The organism is Arthrobacter pityocampae (assembly GCF_002927275.1).
GTDB lineage: Bacteria > Actinomycetota > Actinomycetes > Actinomycetales > Micrococcaceae > Arthrobacter_D > Arthrobacter_D pityocampae.
This window is the reverse complement of the sequence record NZ_PRKW01000001.1, coordinates 766,413-788,934: the sequence shown is the minus strand read 5'-3', so window position 1 is coordinate 788,934 and position 22,522 is coordinate 766,413. Positions and strand designations below refer to the sequence as shown.

At 68.3% G+C, this 22,522-nt stretch carries 22 protein-coding genes and 1 pseudogene; 11 read left to right on the top strand and 12 right to left on the bottom strand.

The window, feature by feature from the left end; translation table 11 throughout:
- Window positions 1-44: 44 nt before the first annotated feature.
- Window positions 45-1,184: a glutamate--cysteine ligase gene (locus tag C4K88_RS03685; RefSeq protein ID WP_104120231.1), complete on the bottom strand. Its 1,140-nt coding sequence runs from the start codon at window positions 1,182-1,184 to the stop codon at window positions 45-47.
- 228 nt (window positions 1,185-1,412) lie between these two features.
- Between C4K88_RS03685 and C4K88_RS03680 the strand changes: the two genes are divergently transcribed.
- From C4K88_RS03680 to C4K88_RS03650, 7 genes are all read left to right on the top strand, one after another.
- Window positions 1,413-1,760 carry a DUF6507 family protein gene (locus tag C4K88_RS03680; RefSeq protein WP_104120230.1) on the top strand — a complete coding sequence of 116 codons (348 nt, stop codon included), beginning with the start codon at window positions 1,413-1,415 and terminating at the stop codon, window positions 1,758-1,760.
- A 2-nt stretch (window positions 1,761-1,762) separates the two neighbouring features.
- Window positions 1,763-3,124, top strand: coding sequence for a hypothetical protein (locus C4K88_RS17585; RefSeq protein WP_206604335.1), 1,362 nt, complete (start codon window positions 1,763-1,765; stop codon window positions 3,122-3,124).
- Window positions 3,125-3,274: 150 nt separating this feature from the next.
- The gene (locus C4K88_RS03670; RefSeq protein WP_104120229.1) at window positions 3,275-3,697 is read left to right on the top strand and encodes a hypothetical protein; all 423 of its coding nucleotides are present in this window, start codon (window positions 3,275-3,277) and stop codon (window positions 3,695-3,697) included.
- A 170-nt stretch (window positions 3,698-3,867) separates the two neighbouring features.
- Complete coding sequence (locus C4K88_RS03665; RefSeq protein ID WP_206604334.1) at window positions 3,868-4,251, top strand: hypothetical protein; 384 nt, start codon at window positions 3,868-3,870, stop codon at window positions 4,249-4,251.
- A gap of 215 nt (window positions 4,252-4,466) precedes the next feature.
- Window positions 4,467-4,805, top strand: a complete 339-nt coding sequence (locus C4K88_RS03660; protein ID WP_146065603.1) for a hypothetical protein — start codon at window positions 4,467-4,469, stop codon at window positions 4,803-4,805.
- On the top strand, window positions 4,802-6,115 hold the full coding sequence (locus tag C4K88_RS03655; protein WP_104120226.1) for a DcrB/PsbP domain-containing protein: 1,314 nt from the start codon (window positions 4,802-4,804) through the stop codon (window positions 6,113-6,115). Before C4K88_RS03660 ends, C4K88_RS03655 begins: the two co-directional genes overlap by 4 nt.
- A 32-nt stretch (window positions 6,116-6,147) precedes the next feature.
- Window positions 6,148-6,966, top strand: a complete 819-nt coding sequence (locus tag C4K88_RS03650; protein WP_277621627.1) for a shikimate 5-dehydrogenase — start codon at window positions 6,148-6,150, stop codon at window positions 6,964-6,966.
- A gap of 79 nt (window positions 6,967-7,045) precedes the next feature.
- On the opposite strand, the gene C4K88_RS03645 is transcribed toward C4K88_RS03650, so the two are convergent.
- From C4K88_RS03645 to C4K88_RS03620, 6 genes and pseudogenes are all read right to left on the bottom strand, one after another.
- A complete protein-coding gene (locus tag C4K88_RS03645) occupies window positions 7,046-8,941 on the bottom strand; it encodes an alpha-amylase family protein (RefSeq protein ID WP_104120225.1) in 1,896 nt (631 codons plus the stop codon).
- A gap of 168 nt (window positions 8,942-9,109) precedes the next feature.
- Window positions 9,110-9,277: pseudogene (locus tag C4K88_RS17690) on the bottom strand (DivIVA domain-containing protein); the annotation flags it as partial.
- A 189-nt stretch (window positions 9,278-9,466) separates the two neighbouring features.
- Window positions 9,467-10,801, bottom strand: a complete 1,335-nt coding sequence (locus C4K88_RS03635; protein WP_104120223.1) for an ABC transporter substrate-binding protein — start codon at window positions 10,799-10,801, stop codon at window positions 9,467-9,469.
- A gap of 84 nt (window positions 10,802-10,885) precedes the next feature.
- On the bottom strand, window positions 10,886-11,719 hold the full coding sequence (locus tag C4K88_RS03630) for a carbohydrate ABC transporter permease (RefSeq protein ID WP_104120327.1): 834 nt from the start codon (window positions 11,717-11,719) through the stop codon (window positions 10,886-10,888).
- Between the two features lie 95 nt (window positions 11,720-11,814).
- A complete protein-coding gene (locus C4K88_RS03625) occupies window positions 11,815-12,753 on the bottom strand; it encodes a carbohydrate ABC transporter permease (RefSeq protein WP_174705202.1) in 939 nt (312 codons plus the stop codon).
- Window positions 12,731-14,794, bottom strand: a complete 2,064-nt coding sequence (locus C4K88_RS03620) for a beta-galactosidase (RefSeq protein WP_104120221.1) — start codon at window positions 14,792-14,794, stop codon at window positions 12,731-12,733. The genes C4K88_RS03625 and C4K88_RS03620 overlap by 23 nt, the downstream gene beginning before the upstream one ends.
- Window positions 14,795-15,183: 389 nt before the next feature.
- On the opposite strand from C4K88_RS03620, the gene C4K88_RS03615 reads away from it, so the two are divergent.
- Window positions 15,184-16,635 (top strand): APC family permease, encoded by a 1,452-nt coding sequence (locus tag C4K88_RS03615; protein ID WP_104120220.1) that lies wholly within the window; start codon window positions 15,184-15,186, stop codon window positions 16,633-16,635.
- Window positions 16,636-16,662: 27 nt separating this feature from the next.
- Window positions 16,663-17,499, top strand: a complete 837-nt coding sequence (locus C4K88_RS03610) for a PhzF family phenazine biosynthesis protein (protein ID WP_104120219.1) — start codon at window positions 16,663-16,665, stop codon at window positions 17,497-17,499.
- 13 nt (window positions 17,500-17,512) lie between these two features.
- On the opposite strand, the gene C4K88_RS03605 is transcribed toward C4K88_RS03610, so the two are convergent.
- Genes C4K88_RS03605 through C4K88_RS03595 form a run of 3 tightly spaced genes read right to left on the bottom strand, consistent with a single transcriptional unit; the run spans window position 17,513 to window position 19,799 of the window.
- Window positions 17,513-17,932 (bottom strand): GNAT family N-acetyltransferase, encoded by a 420-nt coding sequence (locus C4K88_RS03605; protein WP_104120218.1) that lies wholly within the window; start codon window positions 17,930-17,932, stop codon window positions 17,513-17,515.
- A gap of 50 nt (window positions 17,933-17,982) precedes the next feature.
- Window positions 17,983-18,792 carry an ABC transporter permease gene (locus tag C4K88_RS03600; protein WP_104120217.1) on the bottom strand — a complete coding sequence of 270 codons (810 nt, stop codon included), beginning with the start codon at window positions 18,790-18,792 and terminating at the stop codon, window positions 17,983-17,985.
- On the bottom strand, window positions 18,789-19,799 hold the full coding sequence (locus tag C4K88_RS03595; protein WP_104120216.1) for an ATP-binding cassette domain-containing protein: 1,011 nt from the start codon (window positions 19,797-19,799) through the stop codon (window positions 18,789-18,791). Before C4K88_RS03595 ends, C4K88_RS03600 begins: the two co-directional genes overlap by 4 nt.
- Before the next feature lie 76 nt (window positions 19,800-19,875).
- Here C4K88_RS03595 and C4K88_RS03590 point away from each other — a divergent pair, with 76 nt between their 5' ends.
- A complete protein-coding gene (locus C4K88_RS03590; protein WP_104120215.1) occupies window positions 19,876-20,406 on the top strand; it encodes a MarR family winged helix-turn-helix transcriptional regulator in 531 nt (176 codons plus the stop codon).
- Here C4K88_RS03590 and ybaK read toward each other — a convergent pair.
- Complete coding sequence (gene ybaK, locus C4K88_RS03585) at window positions 20,330-20,863, bottom strand: Cys-tRNA(Pro) deacylase (protein WP_104120214.1); 534 nt, start codon at window positions 20,861-20,863, stop codon at window positions 20,330-20,332. The genes C4K88_RS03590 and ybaK overlap by 77 nt on opposite strands.
- Before the next feature lie 29 nt (window positions 20,864-20,892).
- Window positions 20,893-21,282 carry a hypothetical protein gene (locus C4K88_RS03580; protein ID WP_146065602.1) on the bottom strand — a complete coding sequence of 130 codons (390 nt, stop codon included), beginning with the start codon at window positions 21,280-21,282 and terminating at the stop codon, window positions 20,893-20,895.
- A gap of 191 nt (window positions 21,283-21,473) precedes the next feature.
- Here C4K88_RS03580 and C4K88_RS03575 point away from each other — a divergent pair, with 191 nt between their 5' ends.
- Window positions 21,474-22,490: a LacI family DNA-binding transcriptional regulator gene (locus tag C4K88_RS03575; RefSeq protein WP_104120212.1), complete on the top strand. Its 1,017-nt coding sequence runs from the start codon at window positions 21,474-21,476 to the stop codon at window positions 22,488-22,490.
- Window positions 22,491-22,522 lie beyond the last annotated feature (32 nt).

The following is a 22,522-nucleotide window of genomic DNA, read 5'->3' as shown; positions in this document are numbered from 1 at the left end:
GTAATCTGGGAGGCCTCGAAGGTCGCCCGTGATGACCGCCGTCGTTAGGCACGCAACTGCTGCACCATGTCGAGGACGACGGCGCGGAGGTCGCCGTCGTTCTCCGCCGCGACCTCGCGCTGGCGCTGGTATCCGGCACCGCGCTTGAGGATGGTCTCGACGTCCGCCAGTTCGCTGCTGCAGCCGAGCTTCGCGGCGACCGGCTCGAGGCGGTTCAGGACGTCGACGAGGTGGTCGGTGACGAGCCGCTCGTTGCCGGCGGCGTCGAGGATGATGATGGCGTCGAGGCCGTAGCGCGCTGCCCGCCACTTGTTCTCCTGGATGTGCCACGGCTGCATCGTCGGGATGGTCCCGCCGGCGTCGAGGATCTCGGAGAACTCCTGCACGAGGCACTGCGTGAGGGCGGCGACCGCGCCGACGTCCTGGAGGGTCGAGAGGCCGTCGCACACGCGCATCTCCACCGTGCCGAGATTCCCGACCGGGCGGATGTCCGACCGGATCTCGCTGACCGAGTCGATCACCCCGGTGGTGAACATGTCCTGGACGTACGACTCGTAAGCCGCCCAGTCGTGGAAGTGGAACGGCAGGCCCGCGGTGGGCAGTTGCTGGAAGATGAGGGACCGCTGGGAGGCGTACCCGGTGTCCTCGCCTCCCCAGAACGGCGACGACGCCGACAGTGCCTGGAAGTGCGGGAAGTAGTTGGTCAGACCGTCCACCACCGGCAGGGCCTTGTCCCGTGAATCGAGTCCCACATGCACGTGCACCCCGTAGATGACCATCTGGCGGCCCCACCACTGTGTGCGGTCGATCAGTTTCGCGTACCGCTCCCGGTCCGTGACCTGCTGGGCCTTCGGCGCGCTGAAGGGGTGGGAGCCGGCGCAGAAGAGTTCCACGCCCATGGGATCGGTGATCTCGCGGACGGCGGCGAGGGAGCGGGACAGGTCCGCCTTGGCCTCTCCGACCGTGGTGCAGATACCCGTCACCAGTTCTACCGTGTTGAGGAGTAGCTCCTGCTTGATGTGCGGGTGCTCGTCGTCGTCCTGTAGCTCGGGGTGGTTCGCGCTGAGGCCCCGCAGCACCTGGTCCGCCACGGAGACGAGTTCGCCGTTGTAGCGGTCCACGAGTGCCAGTTCCCACTCGACGCCGAGTGTGGACTGGGCCGACTGCGCGAAATCGATCTTCAAGGGCTTGCTCCTGGGACGGGGTGGGGGTGGTGTCCGCTGTGCCTCGGCGGTGCGGCGTCGAGGGAAGGACCGAAGTCAAGTGTAGTGAGGGGGCGTCGTCGATGGTGTGGCGGGTCATCGTCGGCCCGTTGTGTGACGTCCGGCGCCGAGGCGTTGCAGCGTCTACAGTAGGGCGGAGCGGGGTGATCGAGCCTCGGTGTGTGCTGGGACACTAAATGGGGGACGAGAATGGGGATACCGGGGTACGACATCAACGTGGGTGCTTGCCGCGGGGTGCTGTCGGTGGTGCAGGCGGACAGTGAGGCGATTGGCACCGCACGCTCCGCCCTGAGCGGGGCCGTGGACGCCGCGATGGCGGCGTCGCGCAGCCAGCAGATCGGTGGTGCCCTGATCGAGCTGTGGAACAACGTCCTCGTGGTCCAGTGTGAGGCGGTCGCGACCCGCGTGGAGAACGCCGTCAACGGTGTCGGCGCGGCGGTCAACGCCTATGTCGAGGGCGACGCGGCCATGGCGGATACCGCCCGCGCCCAGGCAACGCAGATGCCGTCCCTCACCATCGACGACGCGAAGGAATGACGGTGGCCCTCGATACGAGTGGGCTCGAGAACTGGGCATCACCTGGGGACCTCGAAGCAGCAGCGAAGGACATCTCATCGGTCGGAGCCGACGTCTCGGCCACGGTGGACGGGCTGTCGGCCACCTGGTCCGGTCTGTCAGGGAGCTACCACGCGCCCGAGCAGGTTGATGTGCTGGCCGTCTTCAGTTCCATCACCCCGCACGGCGACGTCCTCGAACGGGCAACTGCGCAGACGACGACGGCTCTTGACGACTTCGCGGCGACAGTACGGCTGCTTGAGATGCGGCGCACTGCCCTGCTCGCCGAGGTCGCCTCCTTCGAGGCCGACCCTCGTCGCTTGAACGAGGCCGATCCTGACCCGTCCCTTGGTCCTGTACCGGAGTACGCGCTGCAGAGCGACATCGACCGACTGGTTCTGACCTACGACGACGCCGTGACCGACTGTGTAGCCGCGCTCAAGGGCATCGACGGTACGGAGGGCGATATTCTCAGTACCCTGAGTGGCCCGGAGGTGGGCCTTGTCGCCGCCGGGCTGAGCAACTATGCAAGTACCTACACGTACAAGAGCGTGGAGGTCACCGCGACCAGGCAGGTTCGGATGCCGTGGCAGCAGTTCCGGTTCACGCCCTCGGATCCTTCGGGGGTGCTCACCGACGCGGAGGTTGCGGGCGACCGGTGGTACACCATGGGCGACGGATCAGTCGTCCATATCAGTGATCCCGCGCATCCGGATCATGCAAGCACGGTCCGGGAACGGTACACCCGCAATGGGTTCGTGCCTGCGGTCGAATGGCGTCCGAGCATCAACAAGAAGTTCTACGATTCCTTGCCCGCCTACCGTGCGCGAGTAGACGCCAACCCCGACAGCTGGCAGCCCAGCTCGGAACCCGCTACTCCTCGGCCTGCATTCGGTGAACTGCCGAACGGCTTGAAAGCGGCAAGGGTTGGTGGAGGAGTCCTCGCGGTTGGCATGGCGGGCTTCACCATTACCGATGAACGGAACAAGGCGTACGACAGCTTGCTCGTCGAGCATCCGGAGATGAGCGAGGCGCAGCGCGATTTACGCGCCATGGAAGTCGGCGCCGTCCGTGGTGGAGCGAAGACTGCTTTCGATTTCGGGGCAGGAGCGGCGGGTGCGGCGGTTGGCACGATGATCGGCGGCCCGGTGGGCACCGTGATCGGCTTCGGTGTCGGCATGGGTGTTTCCTACCTCGCAGACCAGGACCTACCCGAATGGTTGGGCGGCGGTACCGTGAAGGATCGTTTCGCAGACGGTGTCGAAGAAGCTTACGATCTGGGTAAGGACATTACTTCCGACATCGGCGACGCCCTTTCTGACGGTTGGAACTCGGTCTTCGGATGATTTGCCGCGACGGAAGACTGCATAGGTTGAGCAATTCTTGCACCCTCGCTGAATAAAGTGGTCGGATGAGCGGATCGATCACGGCGAGGGTTCATATACCGCTTCTTAGCGGCGTCGAAGCCTGATCCACCACCACAGAAAAGGTCTCAAATGTCGTTCGTTCTCCTCTTCACAGTATTCCCACTGGGCCTTTTCCTGACATGGGCGAGCCTCTCGATGATCCGGCAGAAGTGGATGTATCTCATGGTTGTCGATGGTTTCATGCCGGGTAGGCCGAGCCTGGCGATGCTGCCGATCGGGATTCTCATGCTGAGTAGCCCCTTTACCGGTCTGCTTACCGGCGTACCCCAGCCATGGTCCGGTCTCGTCGGCCTTTTCATTATGGCCTGCCTGGTATTCGGCCTTCTTGGTTGCTTTTATGTGCCACGTTTCCTGCAGCCGCGCTGGATGAAGGAGTTGGAGGACAAGATCAATCGCGGCGAGGGTCTCTACGACATGAAGTACGGGAGCCGGGCCTCGGGTCAGGGACCCGTCGGGAAGCCCTTGCACCCCGAGGAGCGGAAGACACCGTGATCGTGCGAACTTGGCAGGAGCAGGCGGATCAGGGACGGGGCGGGGAGACGGCCGGGCTTGCTTCGTTGTCCCTAAACCTACGTGTGCGCGTGAGACTTTCCAGTTGTCGTCGCCGGTCTTGATCCGTTCTGATGTCTCTCCTTCTTCTTCTCACAGTATTTCCGCTCGGAGTGTTCCTCTTCTGGGCGAGTCTGTCGATGATCCGTCAGAAGTGGATGTATCTGCTGGTCGGTGACGCCTTCATGCCGGGTAAGCCGAGCCTGGCAATGCTTCCCGGGGGTTTTTGGATGGCGACTCTGCCCTTCAGCAATATCCTGCTCGACGCACCGGAACCGATCTCCAGCATTTTTGCCTTCACGAACTTTGGTGGTTTGGTCTTCGGTCTCCTGGGTTGCTTCTATGTGCCGCGGTTCCTCCAGCCGCGCTGGATGAAGGACTCGGATGACGAGATCAAGCGAGGCGAGGGCCTCTATGCCAATGAGTACCGGCGCCGAGTGCTCGGTCAGGGACCCGATGGGACGCCCTTGCACCCCGAGGAGCGGAACGCTCCATGATCATGAAGGCACGCCAGGAACCGACGGATCAGAGACGGAACTGGGAAAGGGCCGGGCTTGTTTCGTTGTCCCTGCACCTACGTGTGCGCGTGAGACTTTCCAGTTGTCGTCGCCGGTCTTGACCCGTTCTGATGTCTCTCCTTCTTCTTCTCACCATATTTCCGCTCGGAGTGTTCCTCTTCTGGGCGAGCCTATCGATGATCCGGCAGGAGTGGATGTATCTCATCGTCGGTGACGCATTCATGCCGGGCAAGCCAAGCCTGGCGATGCTGCCGCTGGGCTTCTGGATGGCGACCATGCCCTTCGGCAATATCCTGCTCGACGCTCCAGAACCGATCTCTGGCATCTTCGCCCTTCTCAGCACGGGTTGTCTGGCTTTTGGACTCCTCGGGTGCCTTTACGTGCCGCGGTTCCTCCAGCCGCGCTGGATGAAGGAGTCGGATGACAGGATCAAGCGCGGTGAAGGTTTGCACGCCACCACCTACCGGCGCCGAGTGCTTGGGCAGGGACCCGACGACAAACCTTTGACCCCCGACGAACGGAAGACACCATGACCACGCAGACAGATCAGGAACAGACGGACCAGGAATGGGAGTGGGAGACAGCCGGGCCGGTGACACTGCCGCGGCTCGGTGCGTGGGAGCGACTCGAGGACGACGACGCCGCCATGGTGCTCGCGCACCCCGCGGTCCCGTCCGGCACGTTCCGTCCGAACCTCGTGCTGCGGATCGGTGATGCCGACGGCGCATCCCTCGCGACGCTCTCCACCAGGGCCGTCATCGCGACCCTGCAATCGTTGCCGCAGGCCCATGTGGTGGGCCACGAGGAGGCCGTGCTGTCGGGTGTCCCCGCCCGTCGGCAGAAATTCACCTACACGGAGGCCGGTCAGGCCGTCTGCGTGGTCCGCTGGTTCTGCATCGTCGGCACGCAGGCGATCGAGTTCACCTGCAGCTTCGGTCCGGAGCAGATGACAGGTATGGAGAGCCTGCTGTACCGCATGGCCTCCCTCGCGCGGATCGAGGAGGCCGCCGGGATCCCTGTGACGGGGGCGCCCGAACCCGCACAGGACGCCATGGCGTCCGAACATCTCGGACGGCCGCTCGAGGATCTCTCGAGGATCGCCGCTGTGCAGCCGTACCGGTCGACAGGCCCCATCGTTGGCGACGCCGCCTACCAGCTGCTGCTGGACAGCGCGGCCCGTGGAGGGGCGGGCATCGCGGGCCGCTTCCGTTACCGCGACGAGGTCGCAGAACTGGCTGCAGCCGGCCTCATGGAACGAGGCGGAGCGCTCACTGCTCAGGCCCGCCACCTCCTCGCCCCCCTCGACTCCGGTTCCTTCTCCTTCTTCGTCGGCGCCCAGCGCGCCGACCTCGCGACCACCATCGAGGTCCGGGTAGGAGCCGGAGGAGCCTTGCTGGCGTCCGGCCCGGCTCCCGCGGTATCGCCCGAGGCTCGGGTGCCGAAGTTGGGCCAGCTGCAGATCGACGTCGTCACCGCCGCCCAGCTTCCCGCCACCCTCGTGTCCTGGCTCGGGGTGGGCCCGGCCTGGAGCTACATCGGGGAGCACGTGGTACTGCCGCAGGAGGCGTTCGCCGACCGCCTCCGGACGGGCTCGGGCGAAGCGCCCGGAGAGGACGACTCGCTCACACGCCTATGGGCGCAGCCGTGGCTCGGCTGGACGGTGCAGGAGACCGGCACCTCATCGCCGCAGCACACGTGGTTGTCCGCCGGGTCCGCCGGCCAGCATCTCGTGTACACGAACACCACCGGAGGCGTCGAGCTGGAGCCCTTCGCGTCGTCGGCGGTGTGGAGCGTCCTCGCCCGCTACGTCCATGACGGGCTGCTCCGCACCGGGGCGCGCTAGCTGTTCGCGGCTCCCGGAGGCAGAATGGCCGGGTGCCCATCCTGAACAAAGACATGACCCTCTGCATCTCCCTGGCCGCGCGTCCCAGCAACATCGGCACGCGCTTCCACAACTACCTCTACGAGGAGCTGGGGCTCAACTACATCTACAAGGCGTTCACCACCACCGACCTGCCGTCGGCCATCGCGGGCCTGCGAGGACTCGGCATCCGCGGGTGCGCCGTCTCGATGCCGTTCAAGGAGGACGTCATCGCGCTCGTGGACCACCTCGATCCCTCGGCGAAGGCCATCGACTCCGTCAACACCATCGTGAACGACGACGGCGTCCTCACCGCCTACAACACCGACTACCTCGCGATCGAGCGGCTCCTGCGCGAGCACGACGTGCCGGCCACGCACTCGGTCCTCGTGCGGGGCTCCGGCGGTATGGCGAAGGCCGTCGTCGCCGCCCTGCGGGACTCGGGATTCACGCGGGTGACGGTGGTGGCCCGCAACGAGCGCACCGGCCGGGCGCTCGCCGACCTGTACGGCTTCGATTGGCAGCCCGAGGTGGGGGAGTCGACGGCGGACCTGCTCCTCAACGTCACGCCGCTGGGCATGACCGGCGCAGACGCCGATGCCCTCGCCTTCCCGCAGGCCGCGATCGATGCCGCGCAGGTGGTGTTCGACGTCGTCGCCTCCCCGTCGGAGACGCCGTTGATCCTCGCCGCCCGCGCCGCCGGCCGGCCGGTCATCACGGGCGCGGAGGTCGTCGCGCTGCAGGCCGAGGAGCAGTTCGTCCTCTACACGGGGATCCGCCCGACGCCGGAGCAGGTCCGGGCCGCGGGAGAGTTCTCGCGCCGCCAAGCCTGAGCCGCCGTCAGGCCTGGACGTGGTCGGGCCTGAACGTGGTCGGACCCGAGCCTCGTCGGGCCCGAGCGCAGCCCAGAGGTCAGATCCGGTACCAGCGGATCCCGAGCGGCTCGAGGGTGATGCCCGGCCGCAGGAGTTCGGACTCGCCGATGATGAGATCCACGGCGCGCTCGGGCAGGCCCGACAGCGTGCGGGCGTCGAGGTCCTGCGGGGTCTCCGCGAAGTTCGCGAACACGACGACGGTGGACTCCTCGCCGTCGAGCAGGCCCGGCCGCTGGTAGCCGAGCACGTGCGGGTTGTTCGTGTGGAACGGCACGAGGCGCCCGCCGGCGAACTCGGGAGTCTGCCGGCGCACCCCGATGAGCCGGGTGAGACCGGCGAAGACGGCGCCGGGGTCCGTCGTCGGGTCCGTCCGCGCACTGTAGTGATCGGCGGGGTATGCGGGCCGGCCCACCCAGCGGCTGTCCCCGGCCTTCGCGGGATCCTCGAGGTACGTGTAGTCGTTGAGCTGGCCCACCTCGTCGCCGAGGTACAGCAGCGGGATGCCGCCCGTGCTGAGGATGATCGAATGGGCGAGGAGGATGCGCGCGACGGCGGCGTCGTCGTGCGCCTCCAGCCCGGCCAGCGACGCCGTGGTGCCGGAGATCCTGCAGTCCCCGGTGCGGGGGTTGTCCTGGAAGGGGACGCCGCGCGCGAAGCTGTCCGGGAAGCGGTCGACGTAGAAGGCGTTGAGGAACCGGCGGTGGTCGTGGCCGTTGATGCCGAGCTCCGCGGCGTCCTCGTCGGAGAACGTCCAGCCGATGTCGTCGTGGCTGCGCACGTAGTTGACCCAGGCCGTGCCCTCCGGGATGTCGTGCCGGCGCTCGAGGGCCTGGGCGAGCAGCGAGACCTCCCGGGTGGCCAGCGAGTTCCAGATCAGTGCCATCTGCAGCGGGTTGTAGCTGAGCTGGCACTCACCGCGGTCGATGTACTGCACCACCTCGTCCGGATGCACGATCGCCTCGGACTTGAACAGGAGGGAGGGCGCGGCGAGGCGGCACACCGCGTTGAAGGCCTGCAGCAGCAGGTGAGCCTCGGGCAGGCTCTCGCAGGCGGTGCCGAGCTGCTTCCAGATGAAGGCGACGGCGTCCATCCGGATGATGTCCACCCCCTGGTTGGCGAGGTAGAGCATCTCGCCGGCCATGGCCCTGAACACGCGCGGGTTGCGGTAGTTGAGGTCCCACTGGAAGGAGTGGAACGTGGCCCACACCCACCGGCCGTCCTCGAGCGGCACGAACGAGCCGGGGTGGTCGTCGGGGAAGATCTCCCGGACGGTCCGCTCGTAGGCGTCCGGCAGCTGCCGGTCGGGGTAGATCAGGTAGAAGTCCGCGAACTCGGGATCGCCGGCGACGGCCCGGCGCGCCCGCTCGTGCTCGTCGGAGGTGTGGTTGAAGATGAAGTCGACCACGAGGGCTATGCCGTCCTCGCGCAGCTCCCGGGCGAGGTCCGCGAGGTCCTCCATGGTGCCGAGCGACGGGTCGACGTCGCGGTAGCTCGAGACCGCGTACCCGCCGTCGGAGTTCTCCTCGGGCGCCCGGAACAGGGGCATGAGGTGCAGGTAGGTGAGGCCGAGCTCGCGGAAGTAGGGGATCCGCGCCCGGAGGCCGGCGAGATCCCCGGCATAGAGGTCCACGTAGCAGACACCGCCGAGCATCCGGTGGGAGGAGAACCAGTCCGGGGCCATGGCACGCGAGGCGTCCAGGGCCTTGAGGTCCGCCGGCCGGTCCTGCCAGGATGCCGCGGCGTCGAGCGCCACCTGCAGCAGCTCGCCGTCCGCCTCAGGGCCGTAGATCCGGTGGAACAGCGCCTGGAGGCGCGGGAACTCGGTGTCGAAGCGTGTCAGGAAGGACTGCCAGTCGGCGTCCGACGTCGTCGGGCGGCGCACCGAGGGAAGCTCGGCCCGGATGCGGTCCTGGGGGAGGTGCGAGGAACTCATCCCGCCAGCTTATTCGTACCCGGCCCCGGTGCCGGCGGCGCTCGCCGCCGTTCCTGGGATCGAGCATGCTAGCGCGCGTCGGGGTGCGGCACGCGCCACGCCGGCGGCCCCGGTGCGGCACCACCGGGAACGAGGGGGGCGATGCGGGTCGTTCTACTTCCGGTCGTCGGCGGGTACGGCCTTGCCGTCCTGGAGATCGGCGATGATGCCGTTCAGTCGCCGCAGCTCCACCACTACCTTGTCGAGGAAATCGTCGACGTCGTCCTGGGAATACCCCTGCTTGAACATCGTCGCCCGGAATCGTGCTTTCACAACGTCTTCGGGAGTGAGTGCCATGCTGTTCCAATCTTCTGAAGGGTCGCCGCAAGAATACCGTGGTGACGGCGCAATTCCCGGAAGGTGAGGGGACGCTTTCACTGGAATGCCCGAGCATGGATCACTGGCGACGAAAGAATGCCCGGAACGCGGAAAGCGCCGCGCCCCTTCCGGGACGCGGCGCTTCGTGGAGCCGGGTGTATCGGAGGACTATTCCGCGACGGGGATGGACTGTGCCTTCAGCGCGTCGATGGTCTTCTGCTGCCCGTTCTCGAGGGCCTCCATCAGGGTGCTGGAACCGCCGATGGCAGCACCGAATCCGTCGGAGACATCCGTGTAGGTCTGCGTCATCGTGGGACCCCAGGTGAAATCGGGGTTCACCTGGGCGGAAGCCTCGGAGAAGACGTCGTAGATCTTCTGTCCGCCGTAGTACTCGACGCCACCCGAGAAGGCCTCGAGGTCGGCCGCGGACTTTGCTGCCGGGTACAGGCCGCCGAGCTCGTTGGCGAGGGCCAGCGCTTCGGGATCGGTGTTCAGCCAGAGCGCGAACTTCGCGGCCTCGGCCGGGTGCTCGGAGCCCTTCAGCACAGCCGTCGAGGAGCCGCCCCAGTTACCGGCGGTCTCGCCGCCGTCCTCCCACTGCGGCATCGGGGCAACGGCCCATTTGCCGGCGGTGTCGGGAGCGCCGTCGGACAATGTGGTCGCACCCCAGACCGCGGAGACCCAGGTCCACTGCTGGCCCTCGTTGAAGGACGCGTTCCATTCGTCCGAGAAGGACGGCAGGGTGGAGACGAGGTCATTGGACAGCAGGTCCTGCCAGTAGGTGGCGACCTCCTCGGACTCGGGGCTGGTCAGGTTGACGTCCCAGGCCTCGCCGTCGTTCGCGAACCACTGGCCGCCGTTCTGCCAGACCATCCCGGCGAACCAGTTGACGTCGGTCTTCGGGAAGTTGGTGATGTAGGAGCCCTCGGCCTTGATCTTCTCGGCCGCTGCGGCGTACTCCTCCCAGGTGGTGGGCACCTCGATGCCGGCCTGCTCGAAGAGATCGGCGCGGTAGTACATGGCCATGGGGCCGCTGTCCTGCGGGATCGCGTAGACGGAGTCCTCCTCGCCGAAGGTCACCTGACCCCAGGTCCAGTCGACGAACTGGTCCTGTGCGTCGGCGACGCCCTCGCAGCCGGCCAGGTTCTCGAGGCCGTCCTGCACGCGGAAGTTCGGCAGGGCGTCGTATTCGATCTGGCCGAGGTCCGGTGCGTTGCCGGCCTGGATCTGGTTGAAGAAGTTCTGGTACGTGCCCGAGTTGCCGTTGGGTCCGGTCTGCACCTCGACCTGGATGTCGGGGTTGTCCGCGTTCCACAGCTTGACGACCTCGTCCATCCCCGGAACCCACGTGGTGAACTGCAGGGTCACGGGCCCGTCGGAGGCCTCGCAGGGGGCCGCTTCGCCACCCGCTTCAGAGCTGTCCCCGCCGGCTGAGCAGCCGGAGAGAGCCAGCGCAGAGATCATGGCAAAGGCCGCGGTGACTTTTCCGTAATGCGCGCGCATTGTCTTTCCTATCGGTTGATTGAGCAGTGCAGTGCGGGGGCGGACGCCCCTGCACCTGTGGTGCTGGTCGGGAGGATGGGGTGGCTACTTGACACTGCCGGCGCCGAGACCGCTGCTCCAGAACCGCTGGAGGGCGAGGAAGGCGATGATCAGCGGGACGATCGAGACGAGCGCCCCGACGATGACGAGGGACCGCAGTTCGGGGATCTGGCTGATCTGGCTGTTCCAGGCGTACAGCCCCAGGGTCACGGGGAAGAGGGCCTGATCCCGGAGCATGATCAGCGGCAGGAAGAAGTTGTTCCAGATGGCGACGAACTGGAACAGGAAGATGGTCACGAGGGCCGGCGCCATGAGGCGTGTGGACACGGTGAAGAAGGTCCGGATCTCGCCGGAGCCGTCGAGGCGCGCAGCCTCCAGCAGCTCGCCGGGCACGCTGGCCGCGGCGTAGATCCGGGCCAGATAGACGCCGAAGGGACTGACGAGGCTCGGCAGGAAGACGGCCAGCATGGTGTTCGTGAGTTCGACCCGGCTGAAGATGAGGAACAGCGGCAGGGCCAGGGCGGTGGCGGGGACGAGGACGCCGCTGAGCACGACGTTGAAGATGGCCTCACGCCCCCGGAACTCGTACTTCGCGAGGGCGTAGCCGCACATCGCCGCGATGACCGTCCCGATCAGGGCGCCGACACCGGCGTAAACGGCGGAGTTCAGGAGCCATCGGCCGAAGAGGCCGTCGCCGTAGGTGAACAGGCGCCCGAGGTTGTCGAAGAACGTGCCGAGGGAGTTCGTGGTGAACCACAGCGGCGCTGTGGAGGTGATCTCGCCGCCGGTTTTCGTCGAGGTGGTGAGCAGCCACCAGATGGGGGTCAGGAAGTAGAGGGTGAAGACACCCATGACGAGCATCGCCGCGCTGCGGGACATGATGCTCTGGCGTGGACCGCGTCCGCGGGTCTCGACGTCGCTTGCCGTCGTGCTCCCGCCGCGGGGGCGCTTGGAGGCGGTGGCTGGGGTTGCCATCACTGGGATACCTTCCGCTGGGTGGCCTTCAGGAAGACGAAGGAGAGGATGAAGGTGGCGAGGGCCAGGACCACCGAGAAGGCGGCGGCCAGGTTGTAGTTGGGGATGGAGGCCGTGGTGTAGACCGCGAGGTTCGGGGTGTACGTGCTGCTGATCGCCGAGCTGAAGCTGCGCAGGGTCTGCGGTTCGGCCAGCAGCTGGAGCGTGCCGATGATCGAGAAGACCGCGGTGAGGATGATCGCGGGGACCACCAGGGGGATCTTGATGCGCCAGGCGATCTGGATATTGCTGGCGCCGTCGAGTCGTGCCGCCTCGTAGATCTCGGTGGGGATCGCGAGCAGGGACGCGTAGATGATCAGCATGTTGTAGCCCACGTAGACCCACGTCACGATGTTCGCGATGGCCCACAGCACCAGGTCGGCGCCCAGGAAGTCGACGTTTGAGGTCACCGCGCCGAACGGCGAGAGGGACGGCGAGTACAGGAACCCCCACATGATCGCGGCGATCACGCCGGGGACCGCGTAGGGCGCGAAGAACGCCAGACGGAAAAACTTCTTGCCCTTGAGCAGCGGTGAGTCGAGGAGCAGCGCGAACAGCAGGGCGAGGCCGAGCATGACCGGCACCTGCACGACGCCGAACAGCAGGACCCGCGCCACCGCTTCCCAGAACGCTGTGTTCTGGAAGACCTGCTGATACTGCACGAGGCCGCCGAAGACCTGCTCGGGTTTGCCGAAGGTGCCTTCCCGCTCGACGGTGAGCAGCGACTGGATGACCGCGTAGACGATCGGGATGGCGTAGAAGGCGATGAAGAGTAGCGCGAACGGGGCGATGAAGATGGCTACGGCGCGGCGCTGCGCTCCCGACGAGCGGTTCTTCCTCGTGACAGGGGGAGCCTTCGGGGACTCGGCCGGAGTGCTAATGACGGTCATTGCCTGCATCCTTTCGGCCCGGGGCGGAGCCGTCGGTGGGGGTTGATGAGGTGGTGCGGACAACGCGCACTGCGCCCGCGGGAACGACGACGGCGTCGGCCACGGCCTCCGCGGTCAGCAGTTCCAGGCCGTTGACCCGGTGCTTGCGGTCCTCGGTGCCGTGGTTGATGAGGAAGAGGTACTCGTGTCCGTTGCCGCGGCGGGTGACCGTCTCGAGGCCGGACTGCACATCGGAGACGGGGACCCCGGCGGCGACGGCGGCGCGGAGCAGCAGGTCCTTCAGGACGCCGCCGTCGAGCACCGTGCCGACGTACCAGGCGGTGCCCGTGCCGAACCGGTTGCGCGTGACCGCGGGGCTGCCGGTGTGCTGGCCGGTCGCATAGCTGAGCACGGCCTCGGCCGTGGTGAGGCGGACGGCCTCCGACCAGAGGGACGCGGGGGAGCCGTTGTCGAGGGTGAGCGGGTGTGCCGGGTCGAGCGGGAAGAACTCCTCGGACCGGAGGCCGAGCAGCTCCCGGAACGCTCCGGGGTACCCGCCGGGGCGCACCCTCTCGTTCTCGTCGACGATGCCACTGAAGAACGTGACGACGGCGGACCCGCCCCCGGCCACGAAGTCGCTGATGGTCGCGGCGTGGTCGTCGCGGACGAGGTAGAGGTTCGGCACCACGACGAGGCGGTAGGCCGAGAGGCCGGCGCCGGGTGCCACGACGTCGACGGTGATGCCGGCGTCCCACAGGGCCTTGTAAGCGGCGTGCACCTGCTCGATGTAGCGGACGTCGCCGGAGGGGTGCGACTCCTGGTCGTGGGCCCACCAGGCCTCCCAGCTGAACACCAGGGCGACGTCCGCGTGCACTGTGGTCCCCGCGAGTTCGCGCAGCCTGGCCAGGGAGGAACCGAGTTCGACGACGTCGCGCCAGACCTGCGAGTCGGTGCCGGCGTGGGGAACCATCGCGGAGTGGAACTTCTCGCTGCCCTGCAGCGACGCCCGCCACTGGAAGAAGCACAGGCCGTCCGCGCCGCGGGCGAGGTGGGTCAGGGAGTTGCGGATCATCTCGCCCGGGCCCTTGGCGATGTTGCGGGGCTGCCAGTTCACGGCCCCGGTGGAGTGCTCCATGAGCAGCCAGGGCCGGCCCTGCGCCAGCCCGCGGGTGGTGTCCGCGGCGAAGGCGAGCTCGGCCAGCGGGGCGTCGAGGCGGTGATCCAGGTAGTGGTCGTTGGCGATGACGTCCATCGAGGGCGCCCACGCCCAGTAGTCCTGGTTGCGGATGTGCGCGGCGACCATGAAGTTCGTGGTGACGGGGACAGTGCTGTGGGCCCGCAGGACGGCTTCCTCGGCCGCGTAGTGCGCGAGGAGCTCGTCGGAGCTGAAGCGGTTGAAGTCGAGCGTCTGCGTCGGGTTGGTCGCCGACAGCGTGAGCCTCGGGGGCAGGATCTGCTCCCACCCCGAGTACCGCTGGCTCCAGAACGCGGTGCCCCAGGCGGCGTTGAGGGCGTCGAGGTTCTCGTAGCGGGCCCGCAGCCACCCGCGGAAGGCCTCGGCGGAGACGTCGCAGTAGCAGAGGGAGTTGTGGCAGCCGAGTTCGTTGGACACGTGCCACAGGCGCAGCGCTGGGTGGCTGCCGTAGCGGGCGGCGACCTGCGCGACGAGCGCGAGGGCGTGCTCGCGGTAGACGGGGGAGCTGGGGCAGAACGCCTGCCGGCCACCCGGCCAGCGGGCGGTGCCGTCGGCGGTGCGGGGGAGGAGTTCCGGGTGGGCGGTGGTGAGCCAGGCGGGGGTCGAGGACGTCCCGGTGCCCAGGTTCACCCCGATACCGTTCTCGGCGAGGAGGTCCAGGACGGCGTCGAGGGTCTCGAAGCGGAAGACGCCCGGCTCCGGTTCCAGTTCCGCCCAGCCGAAGATGTTGACGGCCACGAGATTGACGCCGGCCTCCCTCATCAGGCGGACGTCCTCGACCCAGACGGACGGGTCCCACTGCTCGGGATTGTAGTCACACCCGTAGACGAGATCCCCGCTGCCGGACAGTCCTGCGACGGTGGTTTCCTGTGCCAAACCTGCTCCTCGGTGCTGCGCTGCCGATCCCCGGGCAGGAGCTGCAGGGGAGGTTGCGAGCGCGCTCTGTGAACGCTCCCATATCCGGCCGCCACGCTCTCCATCGAGAATCTGTGAACGTTCCCAGAGTAATCCGCGTCACACGGGGTGTCAACGCGGAAGTCGATGGTGCGGAGGCCCGTGCCGTCGTGGGCGCCTCTCGGTCGGGAGGCTCCCGATCAGCGGCGTGTCCCGCCGCGACACGCACTCGGATGCGGCAAAGCCGTGCACGACGGCGTGCTCTGCGGATCCGGTGCCGGAAGCGACCGCCCACGGGAGACGCAAGCGAGATCTTGCTAAGTAGGGTGATCAGTACCACAGTGAGGTGGGAACCAACGGAGAGGCCGTCCATGAGTACTTCTGCAGAGCACGTGTCCGACGCGTCGACCGCGAAGGAACCCGAACTCAAACGGGTCCTCGGGCCGAAGCTGCTCCTCCTGTTCATCGTGGGGGACATCCTCGGTGCCGGCGTCTACGCGGTCACCGGGACCATGGCCGGGACGGTGGGCGGCATCGTGTGGCTCCCGTTCCTGCTCGCCTTCATCGTGGCGACCATGACGGCATTCTCCTACCTCGAACTCGTGACGCAGTACCCCCAGGCGGCGGGGGCCGCCCTTTACGCCCACAAGGCGTTCGGCGTCCACTTCGTCACCTTCCTGGTGGCCTTCGCCGTCGTCTGCTCCGGCATCACCAGCGCCGCCACGTCCGCCAACGTGCTCGCGCAGAACTTCTTCGGCGGCCTCGTGGTCAACGGCTGGATGGAGATGCCGGGTCAGGGGATGCTCACCGCCGTCGCCCTCGGATTCATGCTCCTGCTAGCGCTGATCAACCTCCGGGGGGTCGGCGAGAGCGTCAAGTTCAACGTCGTCCTGACGCTCATCGAGGTCGCGGCGCTGTGCATCGTGATCGGCGTCGGCTTCTATGCCATGGCGCAGGGCACGGGCAATCTGGGCGAGGTCTTCGTCTTCACCGACTACCAGGACAAGGGCTTGTTCCTGGCGGTCACGGCCGCCACGTCGATCGCCTTCTTCGCGATGGTCGGCTTCGAGGACTCCGTCAACATGGTCGAGGAGACGCAGAACCCGGAGCGCATCTTCCCGCGGACCATGCTCACCGGCCTCGGGATCGCGGTCATCTTCTACATGCTGGTGGCCGTCTCCGTGGTCACGGTGCTGAGCCCCACCGAGCTGGAGGGCATCCGGGAGGCCGAGGGCGCGGCACTGCTCGAGGTGGTGCACAAGGGATCGCCCGATTTCCCCATCGACCAGATCTTCCCCTTCCTCGCCGTCTTCGCCGTCGCGAACACCGCCCTGATCAACATGCTGATGGCCAGCCGCCTCATCTACGGGATGGCCCGGCAGGGCGTGCTGCCCCGGCCGCTGGGCAAGGTGCTCCCGGTGCGCTGCACGCCCTGGGCCGGTATCGCCTTCTCGACTGTCCTGGCGGTCGGCCTCATCCTCTACGTGGCCAGCGATCCGGACAGCAACGTCGTCGCCAACCTCTCCGGGACCACCGCGTTCCTGCTCCTGTGCGTCTTCGCCGTGGTGAACCTCGCCTGCCTGGTGCTGCGCCGCAAACGCGACGTCAACCGGAAGGTGTTCTTCACCTCCCCGGGACCGCTCCCCGCAGTGGCCGGGGTCCTGTGCCTCTTCCTCGCCGGGCCCTGGGTGGGCCGCGACATCATCCAGTACCAGATCGCCGGCGCCCTCATGGCGATCGGCATCGTGCTCTGGTTCGTCACCTGGCTCATCAACCGCAGGACCAACACGCCCACCGGGGACCTGACGGAGATCGAAGGGTGACGGTCCGGAGCCGCTAGCATCGGCTCCATGGAGATCCTCCGCTACGCCGCCTTCACCGAGCGGCCCGACGGCGGCAACCCCGCCGGCGTGGTGCTCGACGCCGACGGCCTGACCTCCGGGGAGATGCAGGCCGTCGCCGCGGACCTCGGCTACGCGGAGAGCGCCTTCCTCTCCCGCCGGAGGCCGGGCAGCGCCACCGTCCGCTACTTCGCCCCCGAAGCGGAGATCCCCTTCTGCGGCCACGCGACGATCGCCACGGGCGTCGCGCTCGCCGAACGCGACGGACCCGGGACGCTGGCCCTTTCGACGTCGGTGGGAGTGCTCGCGCTCACGACGGCCCGCGTGGACGGCCGCCTCGTCGCGTCCCTCGAGACGGTCGAGCCGTGGGTGGACACGATGGACCCCGGGCGCCGGGCCGACCTGCTGCGCCACCTCCGGCTCGCCGAGGACGATCTGTCGGCCGACCTGCCCGTCCTGCTGTCCTTCGCCGGCAACGTCCACCCGATCGTGCCAGTCCGCGATGCCGGCGTCCTCCGCGCCCTCGACTACGACTACGACGGCCTCAGGGCGCTCATGGCCGCCGAGGGCTGGGGTGCGACGGTCGCCGTCGTGCACCGACTCGCCCCGGACGTCTTCGAGGCCCGCAACCCCTTCCCGCCCGGCGGGGTGCGCGAGGACCCCGCCACCGGTTCGGCGGCCGCGTCTCTCGGCGCGTATCTGCGGGCCCGCGGCGAGGTGGTTCCGCCCGGAGTCCTGACCGTGCATCAGGGCGCCGACGTCGGGCGCCCGTCCCTCATCACGGTCGGCATCCCCGCGACCGGGGGACTCACGGTCTCCGGCGGCGCGGTGCGGATCGCCGCGTAGGAGGCTCAGGCCGCTACGGGCGATAGCCGAACGCGGCGAGGCGGAGCTCGGCGTGCGGCTGGAACCCCAGGGCACGGTAGAAAGGGTGCGACAGCGCCGCGTCCTCGGTGCCCTCGGCGTCGGTGCTCAGGGCCAGGAACATGCAGTGGCCGTAGCGTCCCTGGATGTCCTCCAGCAGGGCGCGAGCCACCCCGCGGCGCCGGGACGCGGGGTGCACGAGGAGGTCCTGGATGTAGCAGATCGACTCCCCGTCGGAGACGGTTCGTGCCAGCCCGCGCAGGCCGCCGTCATCGTCCCACGCCGTGACCACCAGGTGGGACCCGGCGAGGCTCCGCGCGAGTCGGTCGGGATCCCGCGTGTAGGCGGTCCACCCCACGGCGTCGTAGAGCGCGATCGCGCGGTCCAGGGGAGGGGCGCCGGCCGTGATTCTCACTCGTTCACCCTACCCACCGTGCGGCGTCGGTCCCGGGGACCGACGCGGCGTCAGTCCCGGGACACCCGGCCGCGCAGGGTGGCGAAGGCGAGCGTGAAGCTGGCGGCTCCGACGACGGCGATGGCCAGGAGGCCCGGCCACAGATCGTCCCACACCCAGCCGCCACTGATGAGCGATCTCAGGGTGGCGAGCAGGTAGGTGATGGGGTTGTAATCGGCGATCGTGGCGAGCCACCCCGTGAGCGCATCCTGCGGGAGGAAGGACGTGGTGAGGAACGCGAAGGGGAAGAAGAGCAGGAAGGAGGCATTGACGGCGGCCGGGCTCCCGGTCCGCAGGGCGATCGCGTACGGGAAGCCGGTGAATGCGAGGCCCCACAGGCCCGCGATCGCGATGAACGCGAGAATGCCCGCCAGGCCCGTGACGAACTCGACGCCCACGAGGAACCCCAGCAGCAGCACCGGCACGCACAACGCCATCACGAGGACGAGGTCGGCGACCATCAGCCCCAGCAGGAGCGCGGACCGGTGCATCGGCGTCAGCAGCAGGCGGTCGAAGTACCCGCTGCTGATGTCCGTGACGAGGCTGCTGGCCCGGGAGACGCCGGTGACCGCGAAGACGATGGCGACGGGCAGCTGGAAGGCGCGGAAGTCGGGCACGCCAGTGGCCTCGGCCACGGGTTCCAGGGCGCCGATGTTGACGACGAAGAAGAACACCGGGATGACCAGTGCGGGGATCACCTCGGCGGGAGCGCGGGGGATGGCCCTCAGCGCGCGGGTGGCGACGGACACCAGGTCCCGCAGGAACCCGGCGCGGCGCGGCGCGGCGACGGAGCGGCCCGGGGTGCTGCTGGCGGCGGTCATGCCCTCTCCCTCGTGGAGTCGTCCCGTGAAGTGTCAACCGCTCCGCCCGGGGCGTGGTCGTCGCTGATGTGCTCGCCCGTGACCGAGAGGAACACGTCGTCGAGCGACGGTCGGCGCAGGGAGAGTTCGCGGACGTCGGCGCCCGGCACGTCCGCGAGGGTCACCGCGACGGGGCTGATCGTCGAGGGTCCGTCGGAGACGCTGAGCATGAGCGTCTCCCCGCTGGTCTCGATCCGCTGGACGGTCCCGAGGCGTCCGAGGGCGGTCCGCGCCCGGTCGACGGATCCGCCGAGCGTCACGATGATGACGTCCGTGCCGATGGCGCGCTTGAGCTCGGTGGGCGTGCCCTCGGCCACGAGGACGCCCTTGTTGATGATTCCCACGCGGTCGGCGAGCTCGTCCGCCTCCTCGAGGTACTGGGTGGTCAGGAAGACCGTCATGCCCAGGTCGGTGTTCAGCCGGCGGACCTCCTGCCAGACCTTGGCGCGGCTGACGGGATCCAGTCCGGTGGTCGGTTCGTCGAGGAACAGCACGGCCGGGTCGTGGACGAGGGCCAGGGCGAGGTCGAGGCGGCGCTTCATGCCACCGGAGTAGGTGCCGATCCGGCGTGCGAGGGCATCACCGATATCGATGAGGTCCGTCAGTTCGGCGACGCGCGAGCGGGTGGCCGCGGCCGACAGGCCGTAGAACCGGCCCTGCAGGGCCAGCATCTCGGACCCGGTCTGCTGGTCGTCGAGCGCCGCTTCCTGCAGTGCGACGCCCACCCGCAGCCTGACCTCCTCCGCCTCGGTGGCGACGTCGTACCCGGCCACCCGCGCGTGCCCCTCGGACGGTGTGATCAGCGTGCACAATACGCGGGTGAGGGTCGACTTCCCGGCCCCGTTCGGTCCGAGGAATCCGTAGATCTCTCCCGGTGCGACGGCGAGGCTGACGTCGTCGACCGCGACGGTGGCGCCGAAGCGCCGGATGATGTGGTCCGCGGAGATCGCGGGGTCGATCCCGGCCATGCACGCCCACCTATTCTTTCGACAGCCGTAAAGTAAGCTGATGGAATAGTTCGATCATCTAAGAGTAGGAGCCTCGGTGGACGCGCACAAGACCCAGGATCCATGGGAGGGCGTCGCCGCGATGCTGCGGCAGTTCGCCGGCGTGTCCGGCGACCTCAGCCGGTCCTTCGGGACCCGCTACGAGATGCATCACACGGCGGCGCGGGCGATCATGGAACTGATGGAGGCGGACCGGCGCGGTACGCCCCTGACCGCCGGACAGTTGGGCGCCCGCCTCGACCTGACACCGGCCTCGGTCACGGCGCTGGTGGACCGCCTGCTCGCCGCCGGGCATGTCCGGCGCGAGGTCGACCCGACGGACCGGCGTCGCGTCCTGCTGGTCGTGGAGCCGGCGGCCGTGCACCTCGGGCAGGAGTTCTTCCAGCCGCTCGCCGCGGATCTGGCCGGGGTGATGGCGGGCTACGACGACGCCGAGCTGGCACTGATCGAGGGCTTCCTCAGGGCGTCCACCGAGGTGGTCCGGACGCACCTCACGCGCTCGACGCAGGCCGCGGATCCTCCGGGCGGGACCGCGTCCCAGCGATCGGCGCGACCAGGGCGTGCGTGACGGTGACGAGGTCCGCCGGCGCCAGTTCGATGTCCAGGCCCCGCTGGCCGCCGGACACGAAGACGGTCACGTGGTCGAGGGCGGACCGGTCGACGACGACGGGGGACGCCTGGCGCTGACCGATCGGGGAGATCCCGCCGAGCACGTAGCCCGTCCGTCGCCGCGCGGCATCCGGATCGGCCATGGCGGCCTTCCGCCGACCGAGCACCGACGCCAGGGCCTTCAGGTCCAGCGACCCGCTGACGGGGACGACAGCCGCGACCAGACCGCCGTCGACGCTCGCCATCAGGGTCTTGAAGACGCGGTCGGGGTCGACGCCGAGTGCTGCGGCGGCCTCGAGGCCGTAGGAGGAGACGCCCGCCTCGTGGCTGTACGGGTGCGCCGTGAAGGGGACGGCCGCGGCCGTGAGCGCGGCGAGGGCGGGCGTGCTGCGTGGTCCCGCCGTCTTCCTGCCCATCGCACCCCCGCGTGCCGTCCCCCCGCCGGTCAGGACGCCGTGGCTTCCCGTGCCGTCGCCGGCTCGAGCGTCGAGGGGACGCCCCAGACGCCGGAGAACTCGCAGGCGAGGATGAAGTCCCTCACGAGGCCGCCGGTCAGCACGAGCCCCTCGACGTAGTCCACGCCGTCGCGGGCGAGCGGCTCCACGCCCTGCTGCCCGAGGGCCGCGAGGACGTCCTCCGTGGCAGAGGGGTCGTGGTGGTTCCGGGAGCACCAGTACACGTAGAGGCTCTCGAGTTCGTCGACGGAGACGAGCGCTCCGTCGAGGGTGACGGTGGTGGTGGCCCCGAGGAATTCGTCGATGTGCTGCGTCACGGTGACATGGCCCGGGGATCCGTGGGTGGAGGATCCTGGAAGAAGATTCTTCTGATGGTTCATTGCTGCACGCCCCGATCGGGGATGGAGCTCTACCGTACGGTGCCCGGCGGAGCTGCCGGAGCTCCGGGGAGAAGAGCCGGAGGAGCAGCCGCCTTCTTCTAGACAACTCCTCCCAGAGTACGTCGCCCGCGCGGAAAACTGTATGCCGCCCGTGGAGAAAGGGCTCGTCGGGGCTCGGCTACAGTACACGTATGCCCCCGATCCGCACCCGTAATCGCCGGGCGACCATCAACGACGTCGCCACCGCGGCCGGGCTCTCGCGAGGGACGGTGTCGCGGGTCGTCAACGGCGAACGGTACGTGTCCGAGGAAGCCCGCATCGCCGTCGAGGAAGCTATCGCGCGGGTGGGCTACGTCCGCAATTCCGCGGCCAGGAACCTCGTCACCCAGGAGTCCCGGGCGATCGCCCTGATCATCCACGAGCCGCACTCGCTCCTGTTCGAGGACCCCAACATCGGCTCCATCCTCCTCGGCGCGAACGCCGTGCTCTCCAAGGCCGACTACCAGCTCGTCTCCCTCATCATCGACTCCGACCGGGACAGCCACCGGGTCGCCGACTACCTCAGGGGAGGCCTCGTGGACGGCGCGGTCATCGTCTCCGCACGGGCGGCGGACCCCATCGCCTCCGCGGTCCGTGACATCGGCGTCCCGGCCGCCTTCGTCGGCCACCCTCCCGGTACGCCCGACCTCCCGTACGTCGCGATCGATAACGCCGCCGCCGCACGGGCGATCACACAGCGCCTCGTGGAGACCGGACGCCACACGATCGGCATGATCGCCTGCGCCATGGACCGCGACTCGGGGCATGACCGCTTCACGGGCTTCCAGGACGCGATGGGGGACCGCTTCGACGCGTCGCTGGTGGTCGAGTACCCGCTCTACACCTACGCTGCCGGGCTCGAGGGCATGCAGGAGCTGCTGCGCCGCAACCCCGGGATCGACGGCGTCTTCGCGGCCTCGGACGCCGTCGCGGCGGGTGCCATGACCGCCCTCCAGGAGTCGGGGCGGAAGGTGCCCGACGACGTCGGGATCGTCGGCTTCGACGACAGCAGCTGGGCGGTGAGGACCAGGCCCCAGCTGTCGACCGTCCGGCAGCCGGCCGACCTGCTGGGCAGCACGGCGGCCGAACTGGTGCTGGCCCAGATCCGCGGCCTGCCGAGCCCCGTGCAGGTGCTCGACACGACGGTCGTCTGGCGCGATTCGGCCTGAGCCCGCCCGGGGAGAAGCACTCGACGAGGGGA